The following is a 24,441-nucleotide window of genomic DNA, read 5'->3' on the forward strand; positions in this document are numbered from 1 at the left end:
ATATTAATCGCGAGAAAAGATATGCCTGTCACATGGCATATCCTACAAAGGATATATCATGAATGAAAATATCGACATAATTGCCATGTTATGTCGCAGAATAAAAATGGCTAGAATTGAAAAGAACTTATCTCAGCAAGAACTTGCTAGAAAAGCTGAAATTGGGATTGCAACAATCAAACGAATTGAGTAAGGTGAATCAATTACATTCCTAGATTACAAACATTAATTTCTGTTCTGCGTGGATTAGATGAGCTTGATCAGTTTAATAATTTACTTGCTTATAATGAACTTATTCACAACACATCGATAGAACAACCAAAACGAAAAAGAAGACAAAAAACAATAAAAACAGAAAAAGTAAATGTGCTAACAGAAAATGATTTTCTGCGTTCTGAAGTCAATACTATGCGCTGGAAGCATTAAATCAAATCAACCAAGTACACTTATAATTAACTACCGCTGATTAAAACTATTTAAGTCTTGGCCGATTACAAAATCGGCCAAGACAATACAACAAATAACGAAAGCTAATTACAATGAACAGTAATTGCAAGTCCACCACGCGATGTTTCTCGATATTTGGCATTCATATCTTTACCTGTTTCATACATCGTTTTAATTACTTTGTCTAACGATACTTTGGCGGCTGTGATTCGTCTTAAAGCCATTCTTGTTGCATTGATTGATTTTACTGCAGCAATCGCATTACGCTCAATACAAGGTACCTGCACTTGACCAGCAACAGGATCACAAGTCAATCCTAAGTTATGCTCCATCGCAATTTCAGCAGCCATACAAACTTGCTCAGGATTCCCACCTAAAAGTTCAGCAAGTCCAGCTGCAGCCATAGAACAAGCAACGCCAACCTCGCCTTGACAACCAACTTCTGCACCAGAAATCGATGCATTAATTTGGTAAAGTTGCCCAATAGCACCACATGTCAAAAAGAATCGAATGTAAATATCAGGTGTTACTTCGTTGATAAATTTATCATAATAAGCAAGTACTGCAGGAATAATGCCACATGCCCCATTTGTTGGTGCTGTCACCACACGTCCACCCGCGGCATTTTCTTCACTTACGGCAAGTGCAAACATATTTACCCAATCAATAATAACCATTGGATCACTAATAATTTTATCTTTAGTAGTAGACAATTGACGATATAATGAAAACGCACGACGAGGAACTTTAAGAGGCCCAGGTAATAACCCTTCGGTATTCATTCCACGCTTAATACACTCTAAAATAGTCTGCCCAACACGAGAAAAATACGCATCAATCTCTTCATAAGAGTGCAGTTGCAGCTCATTTTTCATCATAATACTAGAAATTGATAATGAGTGATCTTCACAATGTTTTAATAATTGCTCAGCTGAAGCGAATGGATAAGGAAGTTTTACAGAATCTTGCTCTTGTTGACCAAATTTTTCCTCTTCAACAATTTTGCCTCCTCCGACAGAGTAATATGTTTTTTGAAATAATAATGTATTTCCATTATAGGCACTTAGCGTCATACCGTTTTCGTGTAACGGTAAAAATTTTGAATGAAACATCATACAACTATCCAAAGGAAAATCGATTTCATAACGATTATTATAAATAGGTAAGCGGCCAGTTTGGCTCAATTTCTCGATAAAAACAGGGATATTATCAATATTAACAATATCAGGCATTTCACCAGCTAACCCCATAATGATAGCAATATCAGTTTGATGGCCTTTACCAGTTAACGACAAAGAACCATAAACATCCGCCACAATTTTTGTTACTGACGGCATTATTTCGTTACTAATAAGTTGATCTATAAATGCTTTCCCTGCTCTCATTGGTCCTACTGTATGCGAACTTGAAGGTCCAATACCAATTTTAAATATTTCAAATACCGAACTCATATTTTTTCCTTTTTGAGGCTGCACAAATAAATCGTGCTAGCCTAATTATATCTTTATAAATTTACTTATAATCTATTTTATTAATAAAACACCACTCATCGACATATACTAACCAATTTTGCCGATCAAAAACGAATAAATTATCTATAGTCAATTAAGCAAATTTTACAATAAATTATAGATAGCTGCTGAAATCGCAACAACACCCATCACAACAATAAAAATATTACTTAACTTGCCACAATATTTTGCCAAAACAGGTAATTTATGAATGGCATACATTGGCATCAAAAACAATAATATTGCTAAAATTGGACCGCCAAGTGACTCAATCAAACCTAAAATGCTTGGATTAAGCGTTGCAACGCCCCATGCTGTTACAAACATAAAGACAATAGTGGAATGGCAACACATTTTCAAACAAAACAATTAAAGGGTAAGTGTTTTTTAAATTCAACGGGAGGCAAGTAGCCTAGCGAAGAATGTAATCGTTTATGATTATACCAATAAGCATAAGCCGAAAAAGCTCGTTGTAACTCAGCCGTTGAGTTAAAACGTTGGCCTTTTACAAATTCCGTTTTAATTGTTTTAAATGTCGCTTCCGCTACCGCATTGTCATGCAGCGGTTTCATTCACTTCCGTAGTGTGAGATTGATAGCGTTTAACGGTGTATTTTGATATTAACAATAAGGCTTTCATCACCCGAGCAATGTAACGGCGTGACACCCAAATATTCTCTTTCTGTAAATCAAAACGAATTCGCCTTGTGCCATAAGACTGATAGCTACGATTAAATAGTGTCACGATTTTATCGGCATAAAGCCCTACTGATTTTTGTCTATTCAATTTACACTGATAATAAGCATAATATCTTGATAATCCTAAATATTGACATAGTTTTGTTATGCTATAACGATGTCGATTTGCTTTTAGGATAGCGATTTTCGCCCTATTATCAGTGCTGCTTGCTTTAGGATATCGTTTTCCATACGGAGTTGTTTAAGCTCTTTGCGCAACGCGATTAACTCTTGTTCTTGTGGACTGCGATTATCTTTTGTTTTAAATGAGCCGCTTTGGCTTGCTTGCGTTATCCAACGGTCCAATGCTGATGGTGTCAAATCATATTCTGCAACGATTTCACTACGTGATTTACCATGTTGATAAAGACTGACCATTTGCTGTTTAAAATCATCTGTGAATGTTCGTCTTTTGCGTTTAATCTTATTCATATTTGTTCCTTTTTTAGTTGTGATAAGTTTACCTTACCCCTTAAAAAAGTTGTATGATTTAGTGTGGCCGATCCAGGCTGACTGATCCTCTAAAAACGTATAAAGCGTTTTCCTTGAAATCATTTTGTGCAGTTTAACGGTATTATAAAAATTAATAAAACATTTAAGTTTTTGTTGTCTTTTTTATCACTAAATATTTGTTGATTATGCCACATTTCAATTTAAAGTTCATATTACGTTTTCGGTTTTCCATTTTCCATTTGTTTGTGAGCAGGTGATTTTTGTCGATTTTTGATTGATACGCTGGTTATCACACAGTTTATCTAAATAAATCAAAACAGTAGAGTTTTTGTTAAAAAGGTTCAGAAGTGCACTACGTTTATGTATAAAGACAATAAAAATCAGATAGATAAAAATTAGTGAATATTCTCTAGTCTACTGCTTCGTTTGATTTTTAAGTAACGGCAAACCTTAGGTATCAGTGTAGAATTATTTTATTTTGATAATAAAATCAATCTATTGTAAATAATTAATTAACGACCTATTATTTTGTGAAAAATTGTGGTAAAAAGTGGGGGTAAGTGGTAAAAATAAGTTTTTAACTAACATTTTGATTTTTAGAATTTAAAAATAACAGAAAATTTATAAATAATGATACTTTTATGTTCAGTGGTGCAATTTCAATCAATCTAGATAATAAAGGGCGGTTAGCTATTCCTACTCGCTACCGTGAATCTTTATCTGAAGGTATGGTTTGCACAATTGGTTTATACCATCCTTGCTTAACTCTCTACTCTTTATCTGAATGGAAATGTATAGAGCAGCAACTTGCGACATTATCAACGATTGTAGAAGCTGAACGTAGAATTAAGAGGCTATTATTGGGTTATGCAACTGAGTGTTTAATGGATAATTCAGGTCGAATTTTATTACCACCTACGTTACGTACTTATGCTAAATTAGAAAAAAATACAATGTTTGTTGGTCAATCTAATAAATTCGAAATTTGGGATGAGGTAATTTGGTATCAACAAATTAAAGACGATATTGCCGCATTACCAACGGATATTGAAAACTTATCAGATAATTTAAAAAATTTAACTATTTAATAAGAGTAAAAGATTGATGGATTACCAACACAAAACTGTTTTATTAAACGAAGCTGTAAACGCACTAAATATAAAAAAAGAGGGTATTTATGTTGATGGTACCTTTGGGCGAGGCGGTCATTCTCGTTTAATACTTGAACAACTTGGTCCACAAGGTCGATTAATTGCGATTGATCGTGATGAGCGTGCTGAGCAAGTTGCTTTACAAATAACAGATCCTCGATTTACTTTTATTAGGGGCGAGTTTTCAAATATTTACCAATATATTAATAATTTTGAACTATTAGGTAAGATTGATGGACTTTTGTTAGATCTTGGTGTTTCATCCCCACAACTTGATGATCCTGAAAGAGGGTTTTCATTTATGCGAGATGGGCCACTTGATATGCGCATGAATAACCATAAAGGTTTAACAGCAAGCGAATGGTTACTTAGCAGTGATGAAGATGATATTTCATGGGTGTTAAAAACATTTGGTGAAGAAAAATTTGCCAAACGTATTGCTCGATCGATCGTGGAGCAAAATAAAGTTTCGCCAATCACCCGTACTTTAGAGTTGGCTAATTTAATTGAAAAAGCAACACCAAGAAAAGATAAAAATAAGCACCCTGCTACACGTAGTTTTCAGGCTATCCGTATTTATATTAATAGTGAATTGGAAGAGATTCAGCAAGCATTAAATAGTAGTTTATCTGTACTTGCTCATCATGGAAGACTTGCAGTTATTAGCTTTCATTCCTTAGAGGATAGAATTGTAAAGCAATTTATTAGCAAGCAAAGTAAAGGCCCTAATTTACCAGCTCGACTACCTTTGACAGAACAACAAATTAAACAATATGGTGATGCTAAATTAAAATCCCTTGGAAAAATTAAACCAAGTGCTATTGAAATTAAAAATAACCCGCGTTCTCGAAGCGCAATATTAAGGGTAGCAGAAAGAAAAAATGGATAGCAACCAATACAATGATACTTTTCGAGATAACACCTATATTGATAAAGAGATTCAAAAAAGGCCAAGTAGAAGTTTATGTGGCTTAATTATTAGTGATTTATTTGGTCATCAAAAACTTTCATTATTATTACTTGTAATGATTGTTATTTCTGCTGGTGCGGTATTAATAACAACTCAACAGGTTCGTAAGCAGCTCTTTGAGCGTGAGCAACTTTTATTAGAACAAGATGTATTAGAAAGTGAATGGCGAAATCTAGTTATTGAAGAAAATGTCTTAGCCGATCCCAAACGAGTGGAAGAAAGAGCTAAGAATCAATTAGGTATGTCTTATGTCATACCGCAAAATGAAACAGTTATTGTGATAAAGAGTAAATAATGAAACCCGTCACTAAATATAAAAACAATAAAGTAAAAAAGGCTACAAAAACAACTAAAGCCAATAAGTTGAATAGTAAAAAGCAGTTTTTTACACCCAATCGTTTTTATATTATATATGGTTTAATTATTTTTGCGATTATTTGCCTTATTGTTCGAATGGCATTGTTACAAATTATTGAGCCTGAAAAGCTTATTGCTGAAGGTAATAAACGCTCACTTCGTCACCAAGAAATGGATGCACCAAGAGCAATGATTACTGATCGTAATGGGCGTGCGTTAGCCGTAAGTGTACCGATGTTTGATGTTTGGGCAGATCCCAAAATCGTTGTAAAAAAAGGAGGGGTTAAAGCGGATGATATTCGGTGGCAGGGATTAGCTAAAACATTAAATATTCCAATGCCAATATTAAAACAAAAATTAACTAACTCATCGATGCGATTTGTTTATTTATCTAGGCAAGTAACACCAACGATATCTGATTATTTAAAAAAACTAAAATTACCAGGAATATCATTTGCAAAAACATCTAAACGTTACTATCCAGCAGCAGAAAATATTGCTCAATTAATTGGTTTAACAGAAATAGATGAAAATGGAACAGAAAAAGGTTCTGAGGGGATCGAAAAAAGCTTTAATCAGTGGTTAATTGGTGAAGCAGGGCAAAGAATAGTTCGCCGAGATCGAGTAGGTCGTGTAATTGAGGAATTGCAACGTACAGAAAGCGAAAAGGCATCAGACTTAATATTAAGTATAGACGAGCGTTTACAATCACTTGTATATAGTGAACTTAGTCAAGCAGTTAAATTTAACAAAGCAGACAGTGGAACAGCGGTATTGATTGATGTACATACTGGTGAGATTTTAGCGATGGCAACTAGCCCATCTTATAATCCTAATAACCGTTCATCAATTGATTATAATTTATTGAGAAATAGAGCTGTTACTGATGCGTTTGAACCAGGCTCTACGGTTAAACCGCTAGTTGTAATGGCTGCTTTAGAAAAAAAAATTGCTAACTTAAATACTATTATTGATACTAGACCGTTTTATGTTAATCGCTATGAAATTAAAGATGTGTCATATCAAAAAACATTAAATTTGGCTGGTATCTTAGAAAAATCAAGTAATGTTGGCGTAAGTAAGCTCGCTTTGCAAATGCAGCAGGGTGATCTGGTAGAGTTCTATAGCCGGTTTGGATTGGGGCAACCAACAGGGCTTGGCCTAGGTGGGGAAGTGAGCGGTTCTATTGCAGCAGATAGAACCAGAAAATGGGCGGATATTGAACGAGCAACATTTGCTTTTGGATATGGGTTAAGTGTGACTCCATTACAATTGGCAAGAGCTTATGCGACCATTGGTAGTTATGGTATCTATCGACCTGTTTCTATTTTAAAAGTCAACAAACCTGTTAAAGGTGAACGTGTGGTTTCAGAAAAAGTAGCTAAAACAGTTGTGCAATTGATGGAAGCGGTAGCTGTAACAGGGGGGGGTACCAAAGCATCAGTTCCTGGGTATAGCGTAGGTGTTAAAACAGGAACAGCTAAAAAATTAGCTGGTGGCAGATATGTTAATCAATATTTAGCGTATACCGCAGGTATTGCACCAGCAACAGGACCAAAATACTCCCTTGTAGTTGTGATTGATAATCCTAAAGCGGGTCAATATTATGGTGGTTCGGTTTCAGCCCCCGTCTTTAGCCGTATTATGGGCGGAGTATTAAGAACAATGAATGTAAAACCCGATCGTCAAGTTGATGGTCAAATGATTATTTATTAATAGGTAGGAAATGATAGCTATAAGCACTTTTAAGAGATTGTTTGAATTGTTAGGCGGAAGTAATCAACTAAAATTAGAGGACTTTCCGCTTAATCATTTACGCATTGATAGTCGTAAAGTAGAAAAAGGTGATGTGTTTGTTGCTATCAAAGGACATACGGTTGATGGACGAGAATTTATTCCTCAAGCCATTTCATCTGGTGCGGTTGCTGTTATAGTTGAAACAAATCGAAAATCAAGTAATTTAACAATTAAGTATCTTGAGCACGATAATAAATCAGTAATCCCACAAATTAGTGTTTTTCAGCTTTCACAACGCCTATCTGTGATTGCTAATGAGTTTTATCATTCTCCATCAAAAAAATTATCTGTTATTGGGGTAACAGGAACCAATGGAAAAACAACCGTTAGTCAGCTTATTGCTCAATGCACAACATTGTTAAATAAAAAAACAGCACTAATGGGAACTATTGGTAATGGAATTTATAATGAACTTGAGCCATCAGTTAATACAACGTTATCGGCAGTAGATGTGCAAACTTTATTAGCTGAATTTGTAGAGAAACAGGTCAAAGTTGTAACGATGGAAATTTCCTCACATGGACTTGCCATGGATCGGGTTAAAGGGCTAAATTGTGCAGCTACCGTATTTACCAATTTGAGTCGCGATCATCTTGATTACCATAAGACAATGAGTAAATATGCAAAAGCAAAATGGTCGTTATTTAGTTCTGATGAAAAAGAAAAACAAGTTTTAAGTTCAGGTAAATCAATTGTTAATTATGATGACAAATATGGTAAACGATGGATTGATAAACTACGAGATGTAACAGCTGTATCATGTCAGCCTAAATCATTGCGCCAGTTGAAGTCTTTAAACAAGCCTTATGTTGGAGTTTCGATGATCGAATATCATGATAAAGGTGCTAAAATTCATATAGATTCAAGTTGGGGAAATGCTATTGTCAACAGCCGGTTATTAGGTGAATTTAATGTTTCTAATTTGTTATTGGCTATAGCGACACTTTTAACATTGAACTATCCATTTTTTTCTGTAGTGAATATGGCCTCTTTTTTGACTCCCATTTGTGGACGAATGGAAGTTTTACATGTAAAAGATAATCCAACAGTTATTGTTGATTATGCTCATACCCCAGATGCTTTACAAAAAGCGTTGCAAGCAAGCCGAATTCATTGCCAAGGAACGCTATGGGTGATTTTTGGTTGTGGTGGTGATAGGGATACAGGTAAAAGACCTTTGATGGCAAAGGTAGCTGAACAATTTGCTGATAAAATTGTTTTGACTAATGATAATCCACGCACTGAAGATGAAATGAAGATCATTGATGATATTCAACAAGGTTTACATCGTACTGGCAACATACAAATCATTACCGATAGGGTTGAAGCTATTAAACAAACATTGAATCAAGCAGAACCAAATGATGTAATTTTAATTGCAGGTAAAGGACATGAGGACTACCAAATAGTTGGTAAAATCAAATATCACTATTCAGATCAAGAAACAGTGAAAAAACTTCTAGGAGTAGAGAATCAATCATGATTCCAGTAAAAATTAAACAAATAAAAGAAATAGTGAATGGTAACTCTTATTATATTCAAGACGAAAATAGTGTTATTGACGCTATTTGTACCGATTCTCGAATGATTACTAAACAATCTTTATTTATTGCACTTGTTGGTAATCATTTTGATGGACATGCTTTTGCAGTGCAGTCTATTAAAGATGGTGCTATAGCTGTGATCGTAGATCATAAACTTGATAAAACAATACCGCAGATTGTTGTCAAAGATACTCGCCTAGCTTTAGGGAAAATTGCGAATTTTGTCCGCCAACAAAGTGCTGCAAAAATTGTGGCACTTACAGGCTCATCAGGTAAAACATCAGTTAAAGAAATGACTGCTGCCATTTTACAAAATTGCGGGCAAACCCTCTATACACAAGGTAATTTCAATAATGATATTGGCGTGCCATTGACAATGTTGAGATTAACTAAACAAGATCAGTTTGCTGTAATAGAATTAGGTGCAAATCATATCGGTGAAATTGCTTATACTACAAATATTGTAAAACCTGATAGTGCTTTAATTAATAATATTGCTGAAGCACATATAGAAGGTTTTGGTTCACTTGATGGCGTGGCAGTGGCTAAAGGTGAGATTTTTGAAGGTTTATCTAAAGATGGTATTGCTATCATTAATTTGGATAGTTGTTCTGATAAATGGTCTACTCAGTTAACAAATAAGATTGTTTGGACATTTTCGTTGGCAAACTTGTCGGCCGATTTTTACGCAAGTAACATTCAATATGCTGAAAATACAACTTTTACATTACATACACCAAACGGTGAATGCCCTATTATATTACCTTTAATTGGTGAGCATAATGTTTCAAATGCTATCGCAGCATCAGCTTTAGCACTCTCTGTTGGTGCAACATTTAATCAGATACAGCAAGGTTTAGCCACTTTAAAACCAGTAAAAGGTCGATTATTCCCAATAAGATTAAATCAAACCCAATTAATTTGGGATGATTCTTATAATGCTAATGTTGGCTCAATGTCGGCAGCAATAAAAGTGTTGGCAAAACAGCCAGGCTATCGAGTTTTGGTCGTTGGCGATATGGGGGAACTAGGGCCTGAATCTGAAAAATATCATCGACAAATAGGCGAACTTGCTCGCGATGAAAAGCTTGATTGTGTAGTAAGTATTGGCAAATTAAGTCAATTTATTAGTCAGTATAGTGGTGAGGGGCACCATTTTAATAACAAACAAGATGCAGCAAATTTTCTGTTAACGTTATTACGTCAACACCCAACTTTAACTATGCTAGTTAAAGGTTCTCGTAGTGCAAAAATGGAAGAAATCATCGAAAAAATTCAAATTAAGCAATAAAGCGTTAGGATTAAAATTATGTTGGTGTGGATATCAGAATATTTAGTGAAACATTTTACCTTTTTTAATGTTATCTCTTATTTAACTGTAAGAGCTATTTTAGGGTTATTAACTTCTTTAGCAATTTCTTTATTTTTTGGTCAGAAAGTTATTGATAGATTGCAAAAATTGCAAATTGGGCAAGTCATCCGTCATGATGGACCAGAATCACATTTAAGTAAAAAGGGAACTCCCACTATGGGAGGAGTGCTTATTTTAGCATCTATCGTATTATCGGTACTTTTATGGGCAAACCTTCGTAATCCTTATGTTTGGGTAACCTTATTTGTTTTAATTGGTTATGGCATTATTGGCTTTATTGATGATTATTTAAAGGTAATCCGCAAAAATAGTGCAGGCCTTATTGCAAAATGGAAGTATTTTTGGCAATCGGTTATTGCGTTAATTGTTGCTTTTGGTCTTTATGTTTACGGAAAAGATAGCTCGGTAACCGTACTTGTTTTACCATTTTTTAAAGATGTTATGCCTCAATTAGGATTATTATTTATTCTACTTAGTTACATTGTGATTGTTGGGGCTGGAAATGCTGTTAATTTAACCGATGGGCTTGATGGGCTTGCCATTATGCCAACTGTTTTTGTTGCTGCTGGTTTTGCCCTTGTCTCTTGGGCAACAGGAAATGTTAATTTTGCTGATTACCTACATATTCCTTATATCAAATTCAGTGGCGAATTAATGATTGTCTGTACCGCAATTATTGGCGCAGGACTTGGTTTTTTATGGTTTAACACCTATCCTGCTATGGTTTTTATGGGGGATGTTGGCTCATTAGCTTTGGGTGGTGTGTTTGGAATTATTGCTGTTTTATTACGACAAGAATTTTTATTACTAATTATGGGTGGAATTTTTGTTATCGAAACTTTATCTGTGATTCTACAAGTAGGTTCATATAAATTACGAGGTAAACGGATATTTAAAATGGCACCGATTCATCATCACTATGAATTAAAAGGTTGGCCAGAGCCTAGAGTTATTGTGCGTTTTTGGATTATTTCATTAATGTTAGTTTTAATTGGATTATTAACTCTAAAATTACGTTAATTTAAACATAGATCAGGATTGAATCATGGTTAGCTATCAGGGCAAAAATGTTGTAATTATTGGATTAGGTATTACAGGTCTTTCTTGTGTTGATTATTTTCTTGATCAAAACGTTATCCCCAAGGTAATTGATACTCGTTTAAAGCCACAAGGATTAGAGCAATTAGATAATCGTGTTAATTATCATTTAGGTGACTTAAATATTGATTGGTTGTTAAAAGCTGATTTAATTATCACTAGCCCAGGCATTGCATTATCAACTCCAGAATTGAAAAAAGCAGCTGAAAAAGGTATCGAAATTATTGGTGATATAGAACTTTTTTGTCGTGAAGTTAATCTGCAACCAAATAAAAAAATTGTTGCGATCACAGGAGCTAATGGTAAAACAACGGTGACAACGTTGGTTGGTGATATAATCAAATCATCTGGTATTAAAGTTGGGGTTGGCGGAAATATAGGCGAACCTGCATTATCCCTTTTAAAGCAGGAATACGATGTATATGTTCTTGAATTATCAAGTTTCCAGCTAGAAACAACATATAATTTGCAAGCAACTGTTGCAACAATTTTAAATATTTCAGAAGATCATATGGATCGGTATCCTCTTGGTTTAATGCAATATGTCGAGGCTAAGCAACGTATTTATCATAATGCAAAATATTGTGTAATTAACCATGATGATAAATTAACTATTCCAACTGATAAACAAAGCAACTGTGTTTCATTTGGTGTGAATAAAGGTGATTATCATTTAGATATCTATTATGAACACCTAATTGCACAAGAACAAAGCGTATTAGAAACTAAAGTAATAAAACTAATTGGGTGCCATAATTATCTTAATGCATTGGCAGCTTTAGCAATTGCTGATAAATTAAATATTCCACGACAATCAAGCTTAGCAACAATTGCTTCGTTTCAAGGTTTGCCACATCGTTTTGAACTTGTTTTTGAGCAAAACGGGGTAAAGTGGATTAATGATTCTAAAGCGACCAATGTAGGTAGTACTCAAGCAGCGCTAAAAAGTGTGATTTGCCACGGTAAACTATACTTATTATTAGGGGGAGATGGCAAATCAGCTGATTTTTCTCCTCTATTACCTTACTTACAAAATAACAATCTTGAGGTTTTCTGTTTTGGGCGAGATCGTTATTTGCTTGGTAAATTAGCTCCTAATATAACAACAATAACTGAAACAATGGCTGAATCGATGCAAATCATTGCTCAAAAAGCAATATCAAATGATGTAGTATTACTTTCTCCTGCTTGTGCAAGTTTAGATCAATTTAAAAATTATATTGAACGAGGAAATCAATTTGCAAAATTAGCCAAAAAATATGCTCAAAGAGGTAAAAAATGACATTTTTTTGGTTAAAAAAACAAGTTAACCCACATGTACCATTTGATAACCAACTACTTTGGACTGTGCTAGGTTTAATGATATTTGGTTTGATTATGGTGACATCAGCTTCGATGTCATTTAATGAAAGTAACCCTTTTTTTTATACACAACGAGAGCTCATTCAGTTAGGACTATCGTTATTTTTAATGTTTATTACATTGTATATTCCGATGCAGCGTTGGCAACAGTTTAGCTCAATATTACTGATTGTTGCTATTATTATGTTAGTTGTTGTACTTGGTATTGGTGCTTCAATTAACGGAGCATCTCGTTGGATACCTCTAGGTGTGTTTAATTTTCAGCCTGCAGAGCTTTCAAAGTTAGCTTTATTTTTATTTTTAGCCGGTTATTTATCACGTAAATGTGAAGAAGTAAAAAATGGCTTTTGGGGCTTTTTTAAACCAATGGTTGTTATGGCCATACTCTCAGTTTTGTTACTTAAACAACCTGATTTAGGTACAGTTATCGTCTTATTTATGGTAACTATCGGTATTTTATTTATTGCTGGTGCACAATTGTGGCAATTTATTGCTATTTTGTTAACGGGGGTTGGTGTTGTAATTTGTTTGATTTTATACGAAGCATACCGTTTAACAAGGCTGTTAACTTTTCTTGACCCTTGGCAAGATGCAACAGGTTCTGGTTATCAACTAGTTGCATCATTAATGGCAATTGGTAGTGGCGGTATTACTGGGCAAGGTATGGGGAATTCTATCTTAAAATTAGGTTACCTACCTGAATGTCATACTGATTTTATTTTTTCGATTATTTCTGAAGAATATGGATATATAGGGGTAGTTGCTTTATTGTCATTACTTTTCTTTTTGACATTTAAAGCGCTAGCAATTGGTTATCGAGCGTTGAATGAAGGCTCACTGTTTTCAGGTTATTTAGCCTGTGAAATAGGTATATGGTTTGGTTTTCAAACGTTTGTTAACGTCGGAGTTACATCCGGTATGTTACCAACTAAAGGATTAACATTACCATTTATCAGTTATGGTGGTTCAAGCCTTATTGTGATGAGTATTGCAGTTGCAATACTGCTCAGAATAGATTTTGAATTTAGACAACAACAAGCGCAAGCACGAATAAGGTTAATAAAATAATGAAAAAGTTATTAGTTATGGCAGGTGGAACTGGGGGGCATGTTTTTCCTGGTATTGCTGTGGCGCAATATTTAATGAAGCAAGGTTGGCAAGTAAGATGGTTAGGGACTGCCGATCGAATGGAAGCACACTTAGTTCCTGAAAATGGTATTGATATTGATTTTATCGAAATATCAGGGTTACGAGGCAAAGGTGTGATGGCATTATTAAAAGCGCCTTATAAAATTTTAAAAGCAGTTTTGCAAGCTAGAAAAATTTTAAAAACTTATCGCCCCGATGTTGTTCTAGGCATGGGAGGATATGTTTCAGGCCCAGGGGGGATTGCAGCCAAAACACTTGGTATACCGGTTGTAGTGCATGAACAAAATGGTATAGCCGGTTTAACCAACAAGTGGCTAGCTAAAATTGCAACTAAAGTTTTGCAGGCATTTCCTACCGCTTTTTCTAAGGCTGAAGTAGTTGGTAACCCTGTACGAAGTGATCTTTTAACGGTTGCAAAACCTGAAGAAAGATTTAAAAATCGTAATGGATCAATTAGAGTGTTGGTCATGGGGGGAAGCCAAGGAGCTAAAATTATTAATGATATTGTACCTCAAGTGATGGCAAAATTGTCCGATAAATATGAGGTATGGCATCAAACAGGTAAAGGAATGTTAGATTCGGTAACTCAGTCTTATCAAAATTGTGATATGACCAATAATAAAGTGACGGAATTTATATCTGATATTGCAGATGCATACAATTGGGCTGATGTTGTGATTTGTCGCAGTGGTGCATTAACTGTTAGTGAAATTGAGGTCGTTGGTATTGGCGCTATTTTTGTGCCATTTATGCATAAAGATCGCCAGCAGTTTTGGAATGCAAAATCATTAGCGGATATAGGCGCTGCCCATATTATAGAGCAACCAGATTTTAACGTTGAATCACTATCAAATTTGTTATTAAATTTGCATCGCAATAAGTTACTTGAAATGGCAATTAAAGCTAAAAGCCTATCTATTGTAAATTCCACTGAAAAAGTAGCTAAAAACCTTGAGTCAGTGATAAAATAGTAGAATTTAGATATAAATCTTATGTAGTTGGAGCAATAATTTGTGTAAGCTAAGAAAAATAATTGCGATACAAATAAGCCATGATGATATAAGGCATTACACTACACAATAAAAAGAAGAATTTAGGAGTCCAATAGTGAATACAAGGGAGTTAGCGGAGTTAAGAGCAATTATTCCTCAAATGAAACGAGTCAATCATATCCACTTTGTGGGGATTGGTGGCGCCGGTATGGGGGGAATCGCTGAAGTTCTAACTAATGAAGGTTACAAAATCAGTGGTTCAGACATCGCTGAAAATGCGGTCACTCAACATCTTGAAACATTAGGTGCAAAAATTGTTATTGGTCATGCTGCTGAAAACGTGCTTAACTCTAGTGTTGTTGTTATATCTTCGGCTATTTCACAAGATAACGTTGAAGTAATTGCAGCACGTGAAGCGCGTATCCCTGTGATTCAACGTGCTGAAATGTTGGCTGAACTAATGCGTTTTCGTTATGGAATAGCTATTGCTGGTACACATGGAAAAACTACCACTACCGCAATGGTTACTGCTATTTATGCCGAAGCAAAACTTGATCCAACATTTGTCAATGGTGGCTTAGTTAAGGCGGCAGGAACACATGCTAGATTAGGTAATAGTCGTTATTTTATTGCTGAAGCAGATGAAAGCGATGCATCATTTCTTCATTTGCAACCAATGGTCTCTATTGTAACAAATATCGAGCCAGACCATATGGATACATATCAAGGAAGTGTTGATAATCTTAAACAAACATTTATTTCATTTTTACGTAATCTTCCATTTTATGGCTTAGCTATTATGTGTTACGACGATTCTATTAATCGTGAATTATTACCGATTGTAGGACGTAAAATAATTACTTATGGGTTTAGTGAAGATGCTGATGTTGTCATTAAAAATTATCGTCAGAAACAAGGAGTCAGTTATTACACCGTTTGTCGCCCAAACTGCCCAGATTTGCAGATTGAACTAAATGCACCCGGTAAACATAACGCCTTAAATTCGGTAGCTGCAATTATTGCGGCAACTGAAGATGGCATTGATGATGAATCAATTATCAATGCATTGGCTAAATTTGCTGGTACTAGTCGACGTTTTGATTTATTAGGTGTTTTTCCTCATGTTGATGGTGGTGATATTATGGTGGTTGATGATTATGGTCATCATCCTAGTGAGGTTAATGCAACAATTCAGGCTGCAAAAAATGGTTGGCCAGATCGACGGCTTGTAATGTTATTTCAACCCCATCGATATACACGTACTCGCGATCTATTTGATGATTTCGCACAAGTACTTTCTCAAGTTGATGCACTTGTAATGTTAGATGTTTATTCAGCAGGGGAACAACCTATTGCTGGTGCAGACAGCCGCTCTTTGTGCCGTTCAATACGTAATCGAGGCAAAGTTGATCCAATTTATGTTTCTGATTTAAATTTATTGCCAGAAATTATGCAAGAAATATTACAAGGTGGTGATTTGTTAATTACACAAGGAGCCGGTAGTGTTGGTCGTATTGCGCGCCAATTAGCCCAAACTCAATTATTTTCAAAAGAGGATTTATAAAAATGGTTGATAAAGTTGCTGTATTGTACGGTGGTACTTCTGCTGAGCGAGAAGTATCACTTAAGTCAGGTAAAGCAGTGCATGCAGGATTGTTGGCAAATGGTATTGATGCTCATCTTATTGATACAAAAGAGCTTCTTGTTACCAATTTGAAAGAACAAGGTTATACAAAAGCTTTTGTTATTTTGCATGGGCGAGGTGGCGAAGATGGTATTATTCAAGCAATTTTGACTTATCAAAATATCCCTTATACAGGTAGTGATGTTTTATCATCTGCGTTAACGATGGATAAGTTAAAAACTAAATTAGTTTGGAAATCACTTAATTTACCTGTTGCTGATTATGTTATAATAGACAAATCACAATCAATTGATACAGATGCTATTGTTAAACAACTTGGTTTACCATTGTTTGTAAAACCAAGTCATGAAGGTTCAAGTGTTGGTATGACCAGAGTTAATGAAGCATCTGAATTACAGTCTGCTATTAATGTAGCTTTCAAATATGATAGCATTGTAATGGTTGAGTCATTTTTAGCAGGTCCAGAATTTACAGTTGCAATTGTAGGCGAAGAAGTTTTACCTACAATTCGCATTCAACCCACTACTGAATTTTATGATTATGATGCAAAGTATTTATCAAACTCAACACAATACTTTTGCCCTAGTGGATTGTCAGATAATAAAGAGCAAGAGATTCGTAAATTAGCATTAGAGGCTTATAAAGCTGTGGGATGCAGAGGTTGGGGACGGGTAGATATTATGTTTGATGCTAATCAAAATCCGTATTTGCTTGAAGTTAATACAGCGCCAGGTATGACAGATCATAGTTTAGTGCCAATGGCAGCCAAACAATATGGTTGGTCATTTAATGAACTTGTGGCCAAAATCTTAAATTTGGCAACACTATAGTTGACCTTATTTTATGAAGCAAGTTAGGCAGGCAGCGCATAGACGAGAAGATAAAAATAGAAGGCGGTTGCTTATCTTTCGTAATACTGAACAATTAATAGGATTTTTGTTTTTTATTATGATTATTTTTATTTGTATTTGGGTTGTACAAAGCTTCAAAAATTGGATGGATGATCCCGAACAAATGGTATTGTCACAATTAACGTTAAGTGGTGATTATACTTATACAACTGAGAATGATCTTCGTGAGGCTATTCTTGGATTAGGGTTACCTAACACTTATATTGGACAAGATGTGAATGATATCCAACAAGAAGTGATGCGATTTCCATGGGTTAAGCAAACAAGTGTGCGTAAACAGTGGCCTAATAGGTTAATTGTTTATGTGGAAGAGTATAGACCAGCAATTTATTGGAATGATCTATTTTTACTTGATGAAAATGGCAATATTTTTAGTGTACCACTTGACCGTATTACTAAATTACAATTGCCAAGGCTATATGGACCTGAGGGAAAAGCAAAATCAGCGTTAGAGACTTATTATAAATTAGAGGGTCTTTCCAAAAAACTAGCGAATAATCAGTTAGCATTACAAATTAAAGCGGCTATAACTGATGAGCGAAATGCATGGCAATTAATGGTAGAGCGGTGCGTATCTGGTTTTTGTATTGAAAATCAGGAAATAAAGTTATTGTTAGGCAATGAAAATATTGAACAGCGATATCAACAATTTATTAAATTATTTCCTGAAATTCAATCAAGGTTGCCAGAAAACGAAAGAATAATGGTCGCTGATTTACGTTACGAAAATGGTATTTCAGTGCAAAAAGCAAAAATGGTGCAGTAAGGAATAAATGAAGGCTGAAGTATGAAAGCAACAGAAAAAAAATTGGTTGTTGGACTAGAAGTTGGTACCTCTAAAGTACTTGCTCTTGTTGGCGAGGTTCTTCCCGATGGTATTATTAATATTATTGGAGTAGGACACTGTCCATCAAAAGGGGTTGATAAAGGAGGGGTTAACGATCTAGAGGCTGTTGTAAAATCGATCCAACGAGCAATTGAACAAGCTGAACTAATGGCGGATTGTCAAATATCTTCAGTATATTTAAGTCTTTCAGGTAAACATATTCGTTGTCAAAATGAAATAGGTATGGTGCCAATAGCGGATGAAGAAGTAACAGCGGAAGACGTTGATAATGTTGTTCATACTGCAAAATCAGTCAGAATTTTAGATGAGCATCGTATTTTGCACGTTATTGCACAAGAATACTCTATTGATTTGCAAGAAGGAATTAAAAATCCTATCGGCTTATCTGGCGTAAGAATGAAAGCCAAAGTTCATTTAGTCACCTGTCATAATGATATGGCTAGGAATATTGTTAAAGCGGTTGAACGTTGTGGATTGAAAGTTGACCAACTTATTTTTTCAGGGTTAGCTTCTAGTTATGCTGTTTTAACCGATGATGAAAAAGAATTAGGTGTCTGCGTTATTGATATGGGCGGTGGCACAATGGATGTGACAGTTTATACTGGTGGTGCTTTACGTCATTCTGTTGTAATTCCATATGCAGGTAATGTGGTTACTAGTGATATTGCCTATGCATTTGGTGCACCACCGATGGATGCTGAAAATATTAAAATTCGTTATGGATGCGCTGTTGGTTCATTAATTGGTAAAGATGAAGTTATTGATGTACCAAGTGTTGGCGGTAGGCCTTCTCGTTCATTGCAACGGCAAACCCTTGTTGATGTAATTGAGCCTCGCTATTCGGAATTGCTTTTGTTGGTAAAAAAAGAGTTACTTACATTGCAAGAAGAGCTTAAAAAACAGAATGTCAAATATCAGTTAGCCGCAGGAATTGTGTTAACAGGCGGAGCTGCTCAAATCAAAGGAATGGTTGAGTGTGCTGAAAAAGTTTTTCAAAATCAAGTTCGTATTGGGCAACCACTAAATATATCAGGGTTAACTGATTATGTACAAAAACCATATTGTTCAACAACCATAGGGTTATTACATTATGGAAAACAGAGTTTATTAAATGATGATACTAAAGATAGTAATAAATCATCATTAAAAGGGATAGCTAAACGATTGACCGGTTGGTTTAAAAAAGAATTTTAGCTAATATATTTCAAGAACTTCGTGGACATTGTAGATGATTATCTGTACAATGTTTCAAGATCGTAAATTTGGAGATAAGTTATGTTTGAGCCTATGGTTGCAGATGATGAACCAGCAGCAGTCATTAAAGTTATTGGTGTCGGTGGTGGCGGTGGTAATGCCGTCGAGCATATGATTGCCGAGCATATTGAAGGTGTTGAATTTTTTGCGGCAAATACAGATGCGCAGGCATTAAAAAGAATTAAGGTAGGTCAAACTATTCAAATTGGTACTAATGTAACTAAAGGGCTTGGCGCAGGTGCTAACCCAGAAGTTGGTAGGAACTCAGCTGAAGAAGATCGTGAGGTCATCCGTAGTGCTATTGAAGGTGCGGATATGGTCTTTATTGCCGCAGGAATGGGGGGGGGAACTGGAACAGGTGCTGCCCCAGTCGTTGCTGAAATAGCAAAAGAGTTAGGTATTCTAACTGTTGCTGTTGTTACTAAGCCTTTTGGTTTTGAAGGTAAAAAGCGTATGGCCTTTGCTGAACAAGGCATTGCTGAATTAGCAAAGCATGTTGATTCACTAATAACTATTCCAAATGACAAATTATTAAAAGTATTAGGTCGCGGTGTTAAATTACTTGATGCTTTTGCGGCAGCTAATGGTGTTTTAAAAGGTGCAGTACAAGGTATAGCTGAGCTTATTACTAAACCTGGTCATATCAATGTCGACTTTGCTGACGTAAGAACCGTGATGTCTGAAATGGGATATGCAATGATGGGGTCTGGACGAGCTAGTGGTGATAATCGTGCAGAAGAAGCCGCTGAAATGGCAATTTCCAGTCCTTTACTTGAAGATATCGATTTATCGGGCGCCCGAGGCGTATTGGTAAATGTAACAGCAGGATTAGATCTTGGCTTAGAAGAGTTTGAAACTGTTGGTAGTACGGTTCGTGCGTTTGCTTCTGACAATGCGACAGTTGTTGTTGGTACAACTTTTGATCCTGATATGTCTGATGAAATACGAGTAACAGTGGTTGCGACCGGCATCGGTATAGATAAACGTCCAGAAGTTAAAATGCCTAAAACAATTCCACCAAACAATGCATTATTTGGCCAAAATAATGAGTTAGGACAATCAGAAGAGAAATTAGCTAAAGTTGTTAATGAGCCAACGGTTTCTCCTCTTGATAATCGTGAGATTTTAGATATTCCTGCTTTCATTCGTAAGCAAGCAAATTAAAATGAACTTATTTGATTTTTTATTGTCAAAATCGATAGGTATATATAAAAATTAGGTGCAAAATGAAACAAAGAACATTAAAAAAGACTATTCAAGCAACTGGAGTTGGTTTACATACCGGCAAGAAAGTTACTTTGACATTACGCCCTGCGCCTGAAAATACAGGTATTATTTATCGTCGTACTGATCTAAATCCATGTGTTGATTTTCCTGTAGATGCAAAATCGGTACGTGATACGATGCTTTGTACTTGTTTAGTAAACGAAGATAATGTTCGAATTTCAACTGTCGAACATATTAATTCTGCCTTAGCAGGACTTGGCATTGACAATATTATCATTGAAGTTAATGCTCCTGAAATTCCAATTATGGATGGTAGTGCTAGCCCCTTTGTTTATTTATTACTTGATGCAGGCATTGCTGAACAAAATGCACTTAAAAAATTTTTACGCATAAAGGAAACAGTTCGAGTTGAAAATGGTGATAAATGGGCTGAAGTAAGGCCTTATAGTGGTTTTAGATTAGATTTTACTATTGATTTCCATCATCCTGCTATTGATAGTAGTTCACAGCGCTATCAATTGGATTTTTCATCTGAATCATTTATTCGTCAAATTAGTCGAGCTAGAACGTTTGGTTTTATGCGCGATATTGAAGCATTGCAATCTAAAGGTTTATGCTTAGGTGGTAGTTTAGATTGTGCCATTGTCGTTGATGATTATAAAGTACTTAATGAAGATGGACTGCGTTTTGAGGATGAATTTGTACGTCACAAAATGCTTGATACTATTGGTGATTTATATATGAGCGGCCATAATATGATTGGCGAAGTTGTTTGTTATAAATCGGGCCATGCATTAAATAATCAATTATTACAAGCATTGTTAGCTAAACAAAGTGCGTGGGAATATGTGACATTTACAGAAGAACAAACTGTACCACTTGCATTGGGTACTAAGCAGCTTATTTTAGCGTAACGCCATAAAAATATCATTATATATTATAAACGCTCCTATTTTTGGGGGCGTTTTTATTTTATATTAAAGAGATAATAACATGAATAATAGTCATTTTTTTGCTCATTTATCGCGATTAAAACTTATTAACCGTTGGCCTTTAATGCGTAATGTAAGAACAGAAAATGTATCAGAACATAGTTTACAAGTTGCTTTTGTTGCACATGCTTTGGCTATAATTAAAAATAAAAAATTTAATGGCAATGTAAACCCCGAACGAATTGCATTATTAGCAATGTACCATGATGTTTCAGAGGTTATCACGGGCGATTTACCAACACCGACAAAATACTACAACCCACAAATTACCGTTGAATATAAAAAAATTGAAAAAATAGCCCAACACAAGCTCATTAATATGCTTCCAAAAGATCTACAGGAAGATTTTAGAACACTAATTGATGATGATTTTTATAACGAAGCAGAAAAAAGTATCGTAAAACAGGCTGATGCATTATGTGCCTATCTTAAAACGATTGAAGAATTGAGTGCTGGTAATAATGAATTTAAATTAGCAGAACAACGTTTAAAGAAAACTTTATCTGAACGTAGTAGTCCTGAAATGGACTATTTTTTAGATGTTTTTCTTCCTAGCTTTAGTTTGTCATTAGATGAAATAACAATGTAAAAATAATTTATCTAGTTAAGGTATTATCCATTACAGCTAATCCATTATTTTCAGATCATAAAATATGATATTGCCGATAAGAAAGATATTTTAATAACGGTAATAGTTTTTAGTTGCAGCTAAACTTTAATTGATAGATACAAAATTTAGGGTAAGTTCTATTTTAATTTAATGCCGTATTTTATGTTCTTTGATTAAAAAACATAGCGTCTATTATTTCCTATTAAACTTATTTTTACTGATAAGATCATTAACTTGCATCATTTTAGGCTTAGTTATATTATGAAATGAATATAATATTATTTAAGGAATAAATTATGTTAAAGTCAATTGATCCAACTACCACCACATCTTGGAAATCGCTTCAAGCTAGCTATGAAAAAAATCACACCAAAACCATTGCTCAGATCTTAAAAGAAGAGCCGCAACGTGTTGAAAAGCTCAGTATTCCTTTTGAAGATGAGTTTTTGGTTGATTTATCAAAAAACCGTGTCACACAAGAAACGCTAACATTGCTTTATAAACTTGCTGAAGAATGTGATCTGACTGGCGCAATACAGGCTATGTACAGTGGCGAAAAGATTAACCGCACTGAAGATCGATCAGTGTTGCATGTGGCGTTACGCAACATATCAAACACGCCAATTTATGTTGACGGTAAAAATGTGATGGATGATGTTAATGCGGTTTTAGCCAAGATGGAATCATTCAGTAAAAAAGTGATCAATGGTGAGTGGAAAGGCTATACCGGTAAAAAAATTACTGATGTGGTGAACATCGGTATTGGTGGTTCAGATCTAGGACCGGTAATGATTACCGAAGCACTACGACCTTACAAAAACCACTTGAACATGCATTTCGTATCAAATGTAGATGGTACACATATTGTTGAAGCGCTTAAAGGTTTAAATCCTGAAACCACTTTATTTTTGGTTGCATCCAAAACTTTTACCACTCAAGAAACTATGACAAATGCACAAACAGCACGAGCATGGTTACTTGATGCTGCTAAGGATGATAAAGCGGTTGCGTTGCATTTTGTTGCATTATCAACCAATGCCAAAGAGGTTGAAAAATTTGGTATTGATACTGCCAATATGTTTGAGTTTTGGGATTGGGTTGGTGGACGTTATTCGTCATGGTCTGCGATAGGATTATCGATTGTGTTATCTATCGGATTTGATAACTTTAAGCAATTTTTGGCTGGTGGCCATGCAATGGATAAGCACTTCCAAAATGCGCCGATCGATAAAAATATTCCAACTTTGCTTGCGTTAATTGGTATTTGGTATAACAATTTTTGCGGTGCTGAAACCGAGGCAATTTTGCCTTATGATCAGTATATGCATCGTTTTGCAGCTTATTTCCAACAAGGAAATATGGAGTCGAACGGTAAGAGTGTTGATCGCAATGGAAATAAAACGCCTTATACTACAGGTCCAATTATTTGGGGTGAGCCAGGAACAAATGGTCAACATGCGTTTTATCAATTAATTCATCAAGGAACTAAGCTCATTCCTTGTGACTTTATTGCCCCAGCAATTAGCCATAACCCTGTAGGAGACCATCATCCTAAGTTGCTTTCTAACTTTTTTGCTCAAACCGAGGCATTAGCATTTGGTAAAACAAAAGTGCAAGTCGAGCAAGAGTTTATTGCCGCAGGTAAGATACTTGACCAGGTCAAATCTATTGTGCCATTTAAAGTTTTTGAGGGTAATAAGCCAACTAATTCGATATTAGTAAAGAAGATCACTCCTTATACACTTGGCGCATTGGTTGCGATGTATGAGCATAAAATTTTTACTCAAGGGGTTATTTTAAATATCTTTAGTTTTGATCAATGGGGGGTGGAGCTTGGTAAGCAATTAGCTGGGCGAATTCTACCTGAATTAGCTGATGATAAGCCTGTGAGTTCTCATGATGAATCGACCAACAATTTGATCAACCAATATAAAAAGTGGCGTTAGATTGTTTTAGTTAATCGGTTATTATAAGAGGATAAAATAAAACCTTCAGCCTTGGCCGAAGGTTTTTTT

General features: G+C 35.2%; 23 protein-coding genes and 1 pseudogene. 19 read left to right on the forward strand and 5 right to left on the reverse strand.

The features are described from left to right. The first annotated feature begins 85 nt into the window (after positions 1-85). The gene (locus tag GQ590_RS12215; RefSeq protein WP_202112822.1) at positions 86-193 is read left to right on the forward strand and encodes a helix-turn-helix transcriptional regulator; all 108 of its coding nucleotides are present in this window, start codon (positions 86-88) and stop codon (positions 191-193) included. A gap of 337 nt (positions 194-530) precedes the next feature. Here GQ590_RS12215 and GQ590_RS01035 read toward each other — a convergent pair whose 3' ends face one another. The 5 genes and pseudogenes from GQ590_RS01035 to GQ590_RS01055 all read right to left on the reverse strand — a co-directional run bounded on the left by GQ590_RS01035 (position 531) and on the right by GQ590_RS01055 (position 3,127). Beyond that, the gene (locus GQ590_RS01035) at positions 531-1,898 is read right to left on the reverse strand and encodes an L-serine ammonia-lyase (protein ID WP_160405978.1); all 1,368 of its coding nucleotides are present in this window, start codon (positions 1,896-1,898) and stop codon (positions 531-533) included. 165 nt (positions 1,899-2,063) lie between these two features. Next, positions 2,064-2,291 (reverse strand): annotated as a pseudogene (locus tag GQ590_RS01040) (HAAAP family serine/threonine permease); the annotation flags it as partial. A 23-nt stretch (positions 2,292-2,314) separates the two neighbouring features. Next, on the reverse strand, positions 2,315-2,530 hold the full coding sequence (locus GQ590_RS01045) for an IS3 family transposase (RefSeq protein ID WP_160405979.1): 216 nt from the start codon (positions 2,528-2,530) through the stop codon (positions 2,315-2,317). After that, a complete protein-coding gene (locus tag GQ590_RS01050; RefSeq protein ID WP_160405980.1) occupies positions 2,514-2,744 on the reverse strand; it encodes an IS3 family transposase in 231 nt (76 codons plus the stop codon). Before GQ590_RS01050 ends, GQ590_RS01045 begins: the two co-directional genes overlap by 17 nt. Positions 2,745-2,827: 83 nt before the next feature. Then, a complete protein-coding gene (locus GQ590_RS01055) occupies positions 2,828-3,127 on the reverse strand; it encodes an IS3 family transposase (RefSeq protein WP_037486845.1) in 300 nt (99 codons plus the stop codon). A 662-nt stretch (positions 3,128-3,789) separates the two neighbouring features. Here GQ590_RS01055 and mraZ point away from each other — a divergent pair. The 18 genes from mraZ (at position 3,790) to pgi (ending at position 24,372) form a co-directional block, all read left to right on the forward strand. Continuing rightward, positions 3,790-4,236: a division/cell wall cluster transcriptional repressor MraZ gene (mraZ, locus tag GQ590_RS01060; RefSeq protein ID WP_065637023.1), complete on the forward strand. Its 447-nt coding sequence runs from the start codon at positions 3,790-3,792 to the stop codon at positions 4,234-4,236. A 16-nt stretch (positions 4,237-4,252) separates the two neighbouring features. Beyond that, positions 4,253-5,188, forward strand: coding sequence for a 16S rRNA (cytosine(1402)-N(4))-methyltransferase RsmH (gene rsmH / locus GQ590_RS01065; RefSeq protein ID WP_160405981.1), 936 nt, complete (start codon positions 4,253-4,255; stop codon positions 5,186-5,188). Beyond that, positions 5,181-5,564: a cell division protein FtsL gene (ftsL, locus tag GQ590_RS01070; RefSeq protein ID WP_160405982.1), complete on the forward strand. Its 384-nt coding sequence runs from the start codon at positions 5,181-5,183 to the stop codon at positions 5,562-5,564. The genes rsmH and ftsL overlap by 8 nt, the downstream gene beginning before the upstream one ends. After that, complete coding sequence (ftsI, locus tag GQ590_RS01075) at positions 5,564-7,342, forward strand: peptidoglycan glycosyltransferase FtsI (RefSeq protein ID WP_160405983.1); 1,779 nt, start codon at positions 5,564-5,566, stop codon at positions 7,340-7,342. Before ftsL ends, ftsI begins: the two co-directional genes overlap by 1 nt. Before the next feature lie 37 nt (positions 7,343-7,379). After that, a complete protein-coding gene (murE, locus tag GQ590_RS01080; RefSeq protein WP_202112824.1) occupies positions 7,380-8,906 on the forward strand; it encodes a UDP-N-acetylmuramoyl-L-alanyl-D-glutamate--2,6-diaminopimelate ligase in 1,527 nt (508 codons plus the stop codon). Then, entirely contained in the window at positions 8,903-10,258 is a 1,356-nt protein-coding gene (gene murF / locus GQ590_RS01085) for a UDP-N-acetylmuramoyl-tripeptide--D-alanyl-D-alanine ligase (RefSeq protein ID WP_160405985.1), read from the forward strand. The genes murE and murF overlap by 4 nt, the downstream gene beginning before the upstream one ends. An 18-nt stretch (positions 10,259-10,276) precedes the next feature. Continuing rightward, entirely contained in the window at positions 10,277-11,359 is a 1,083-nt protein-coding gene (gene mraY / locus GQ590_RS01090) for a phospho-N-acetylmuramoyl-pentapeptide-transferase (RefSeq protein ID WP_160405986.1), read from the forward strand. Positions 11,360-11,384: 25 nt separating this feature from the next. After that, positions 11,385-12,719 carry a UDP-N-acetylmuramoyl-L-alanine--D-glutamate ligase gene (murD, locus tag GQ590_RS01095; protein ID WP_160405987.1) on the forward strand — a complete coding sequence of 445 codons (1,335 nt, stop codon included), beginning with the start codon at positions 11,385-11,387 and terminating at the stop codon, positions 12,717-12,719. Next, complete coding sequence (ftsW, locus tag GQ590_RS01100; protein WP_160405988.1) at positions 12,716-13,867, forward strand: cell division protein FtsW; 1,152 nt, start codon at positions 12,716-12,718, stop codon at positions 13,865-13,867. The genes murD and ftsW overlap by 4 nt, the downstream gene beginning before the upstream one ends. After that, on the forward strand, positions 13,867-14,919 hold the full coding sequence (gene murG / locus GQ590_RS01105; RefSeq protein WP_160405989.1) for an undecaprenyldiphospho-muramoylpentapeptide beta-N-acetylglucosaminyltransferase: 1,053 nt from the start codon (positions 13,867-13,869) through the stop codon (positions 14,917-14,919). Before ftsW ends, murG begins: the two co-directional genes overlap by 1 nt. A gap of 136 nt (positions 14,920-15,055) precedes the next feature. After that, entirely contained in the window at positions 15,056-16,504 is a 1,449-nt protein-coding gene (gene murC / locus GQ590_RS01110) for a UDP-N-acetylmuramate--L-alanine ligase (protein WP_160405990.1), read from the forward strand. Positions 16,505-16,506: 2 nt separating this feature from the next. Continuing rightward, positions 16,507-17,415 carry a D-alanine--D-alanine ligase gene (locus GQ590_RS01115; protein ID WP_160405991.1) on the forward strand — a complete coding sequence of 303 codons (909 nt, stop codon included), beginning with the start codon at positions 16,507-16,509 and terminating at the stop codon, positions 17,413-17,415. A 13-nt stretch (positions 17,416-17,428) separates the two neighbouring features. Then, complete coding sequence (locus GQ590_RS01120) at positions 17,429-18,262, forward strand: FtsQ-type POTRA domain-containing protein (protein WP_160405992.1); 834 nt, start codon at positions 17,429-17,431, stop codon at positions 18,260-18,262. A 21-nt stretch (positions 18,263-18,283) separates the two neighbouring features. Next, positions 18,284-19,537, forward strand: a complete 1,254-nt coding sequence (gene ftsA, locus GQ590_RS01125; protein WP_160405993.1) for a cell division protein FtsA — start codon at positions 18,284-18,286, stop codon at positions 19,535-19,537. Between the two features lie 81 nt (positions 19,538-19,618). Further along, positions 19,619-20,761 (forward strand): cell division protein FtsZ, encoded by a 1,143-nt coding sequence (ftsZ, locus tag GQ590_RS01130; protein WP_160405994.1) that lies wholly within the window; start codon positions 19,619-19,621, stop codon positions 20,759-20,761. A gap of 62 nt (positions 20,762-20,823) precedes the next feature. Continuing rightward, complete coding sequence (gene lpxC / locus GQ590_RS01135; protein WP_160405995.1) at positions 20,824-21,738, forward strand: UDP-3-O-acyl-N-acetylglucosamine deacetylase; 915 nt, start codon at positions 20,824-20,826, stop codon at positions 21,736-21,738. A 79-nt stretch (positions 21,739-21,817) separates the two neighbouring features. Beyond that, positions 21,818-22,405, forward strand: a complete 588-nt coding sequence (gene yfbR, locus GQ590_RS01140; protein ID WP_160405996.1) for a 5'-deoxynucleotidase — start codon at positions 21,818-21,820, stop codon at positions 22,403-22,405. A 317-nt stretch (positions 22,406-22,722) separates the two neighbouring features. Further along, the gene (gene pgi / locus GQ590_RS01145; protein ID WP_160405997.1) at positions 22,723-24,372 is read left to right on the forward strand and encodes a glucose-6-phosphate isomerase; all 1,650 of its coding nucleotides are present in this window, start codon (positions 22,723-22,725) and stop codon (positions 24,370-24,372) included. The last annotated feature ends 69 nt before the right edge of the window (positions 24,373-24,441 follow it).

It is taken from the genome of Gilliamella sp. Lep-s35 (genome assembly GCF_009795845.1).
Lineage (GTDB): Bacteria > Pseudomonadota > Gammaproteobacteria > Enterobacterales > Orbaceae > Gilliamella.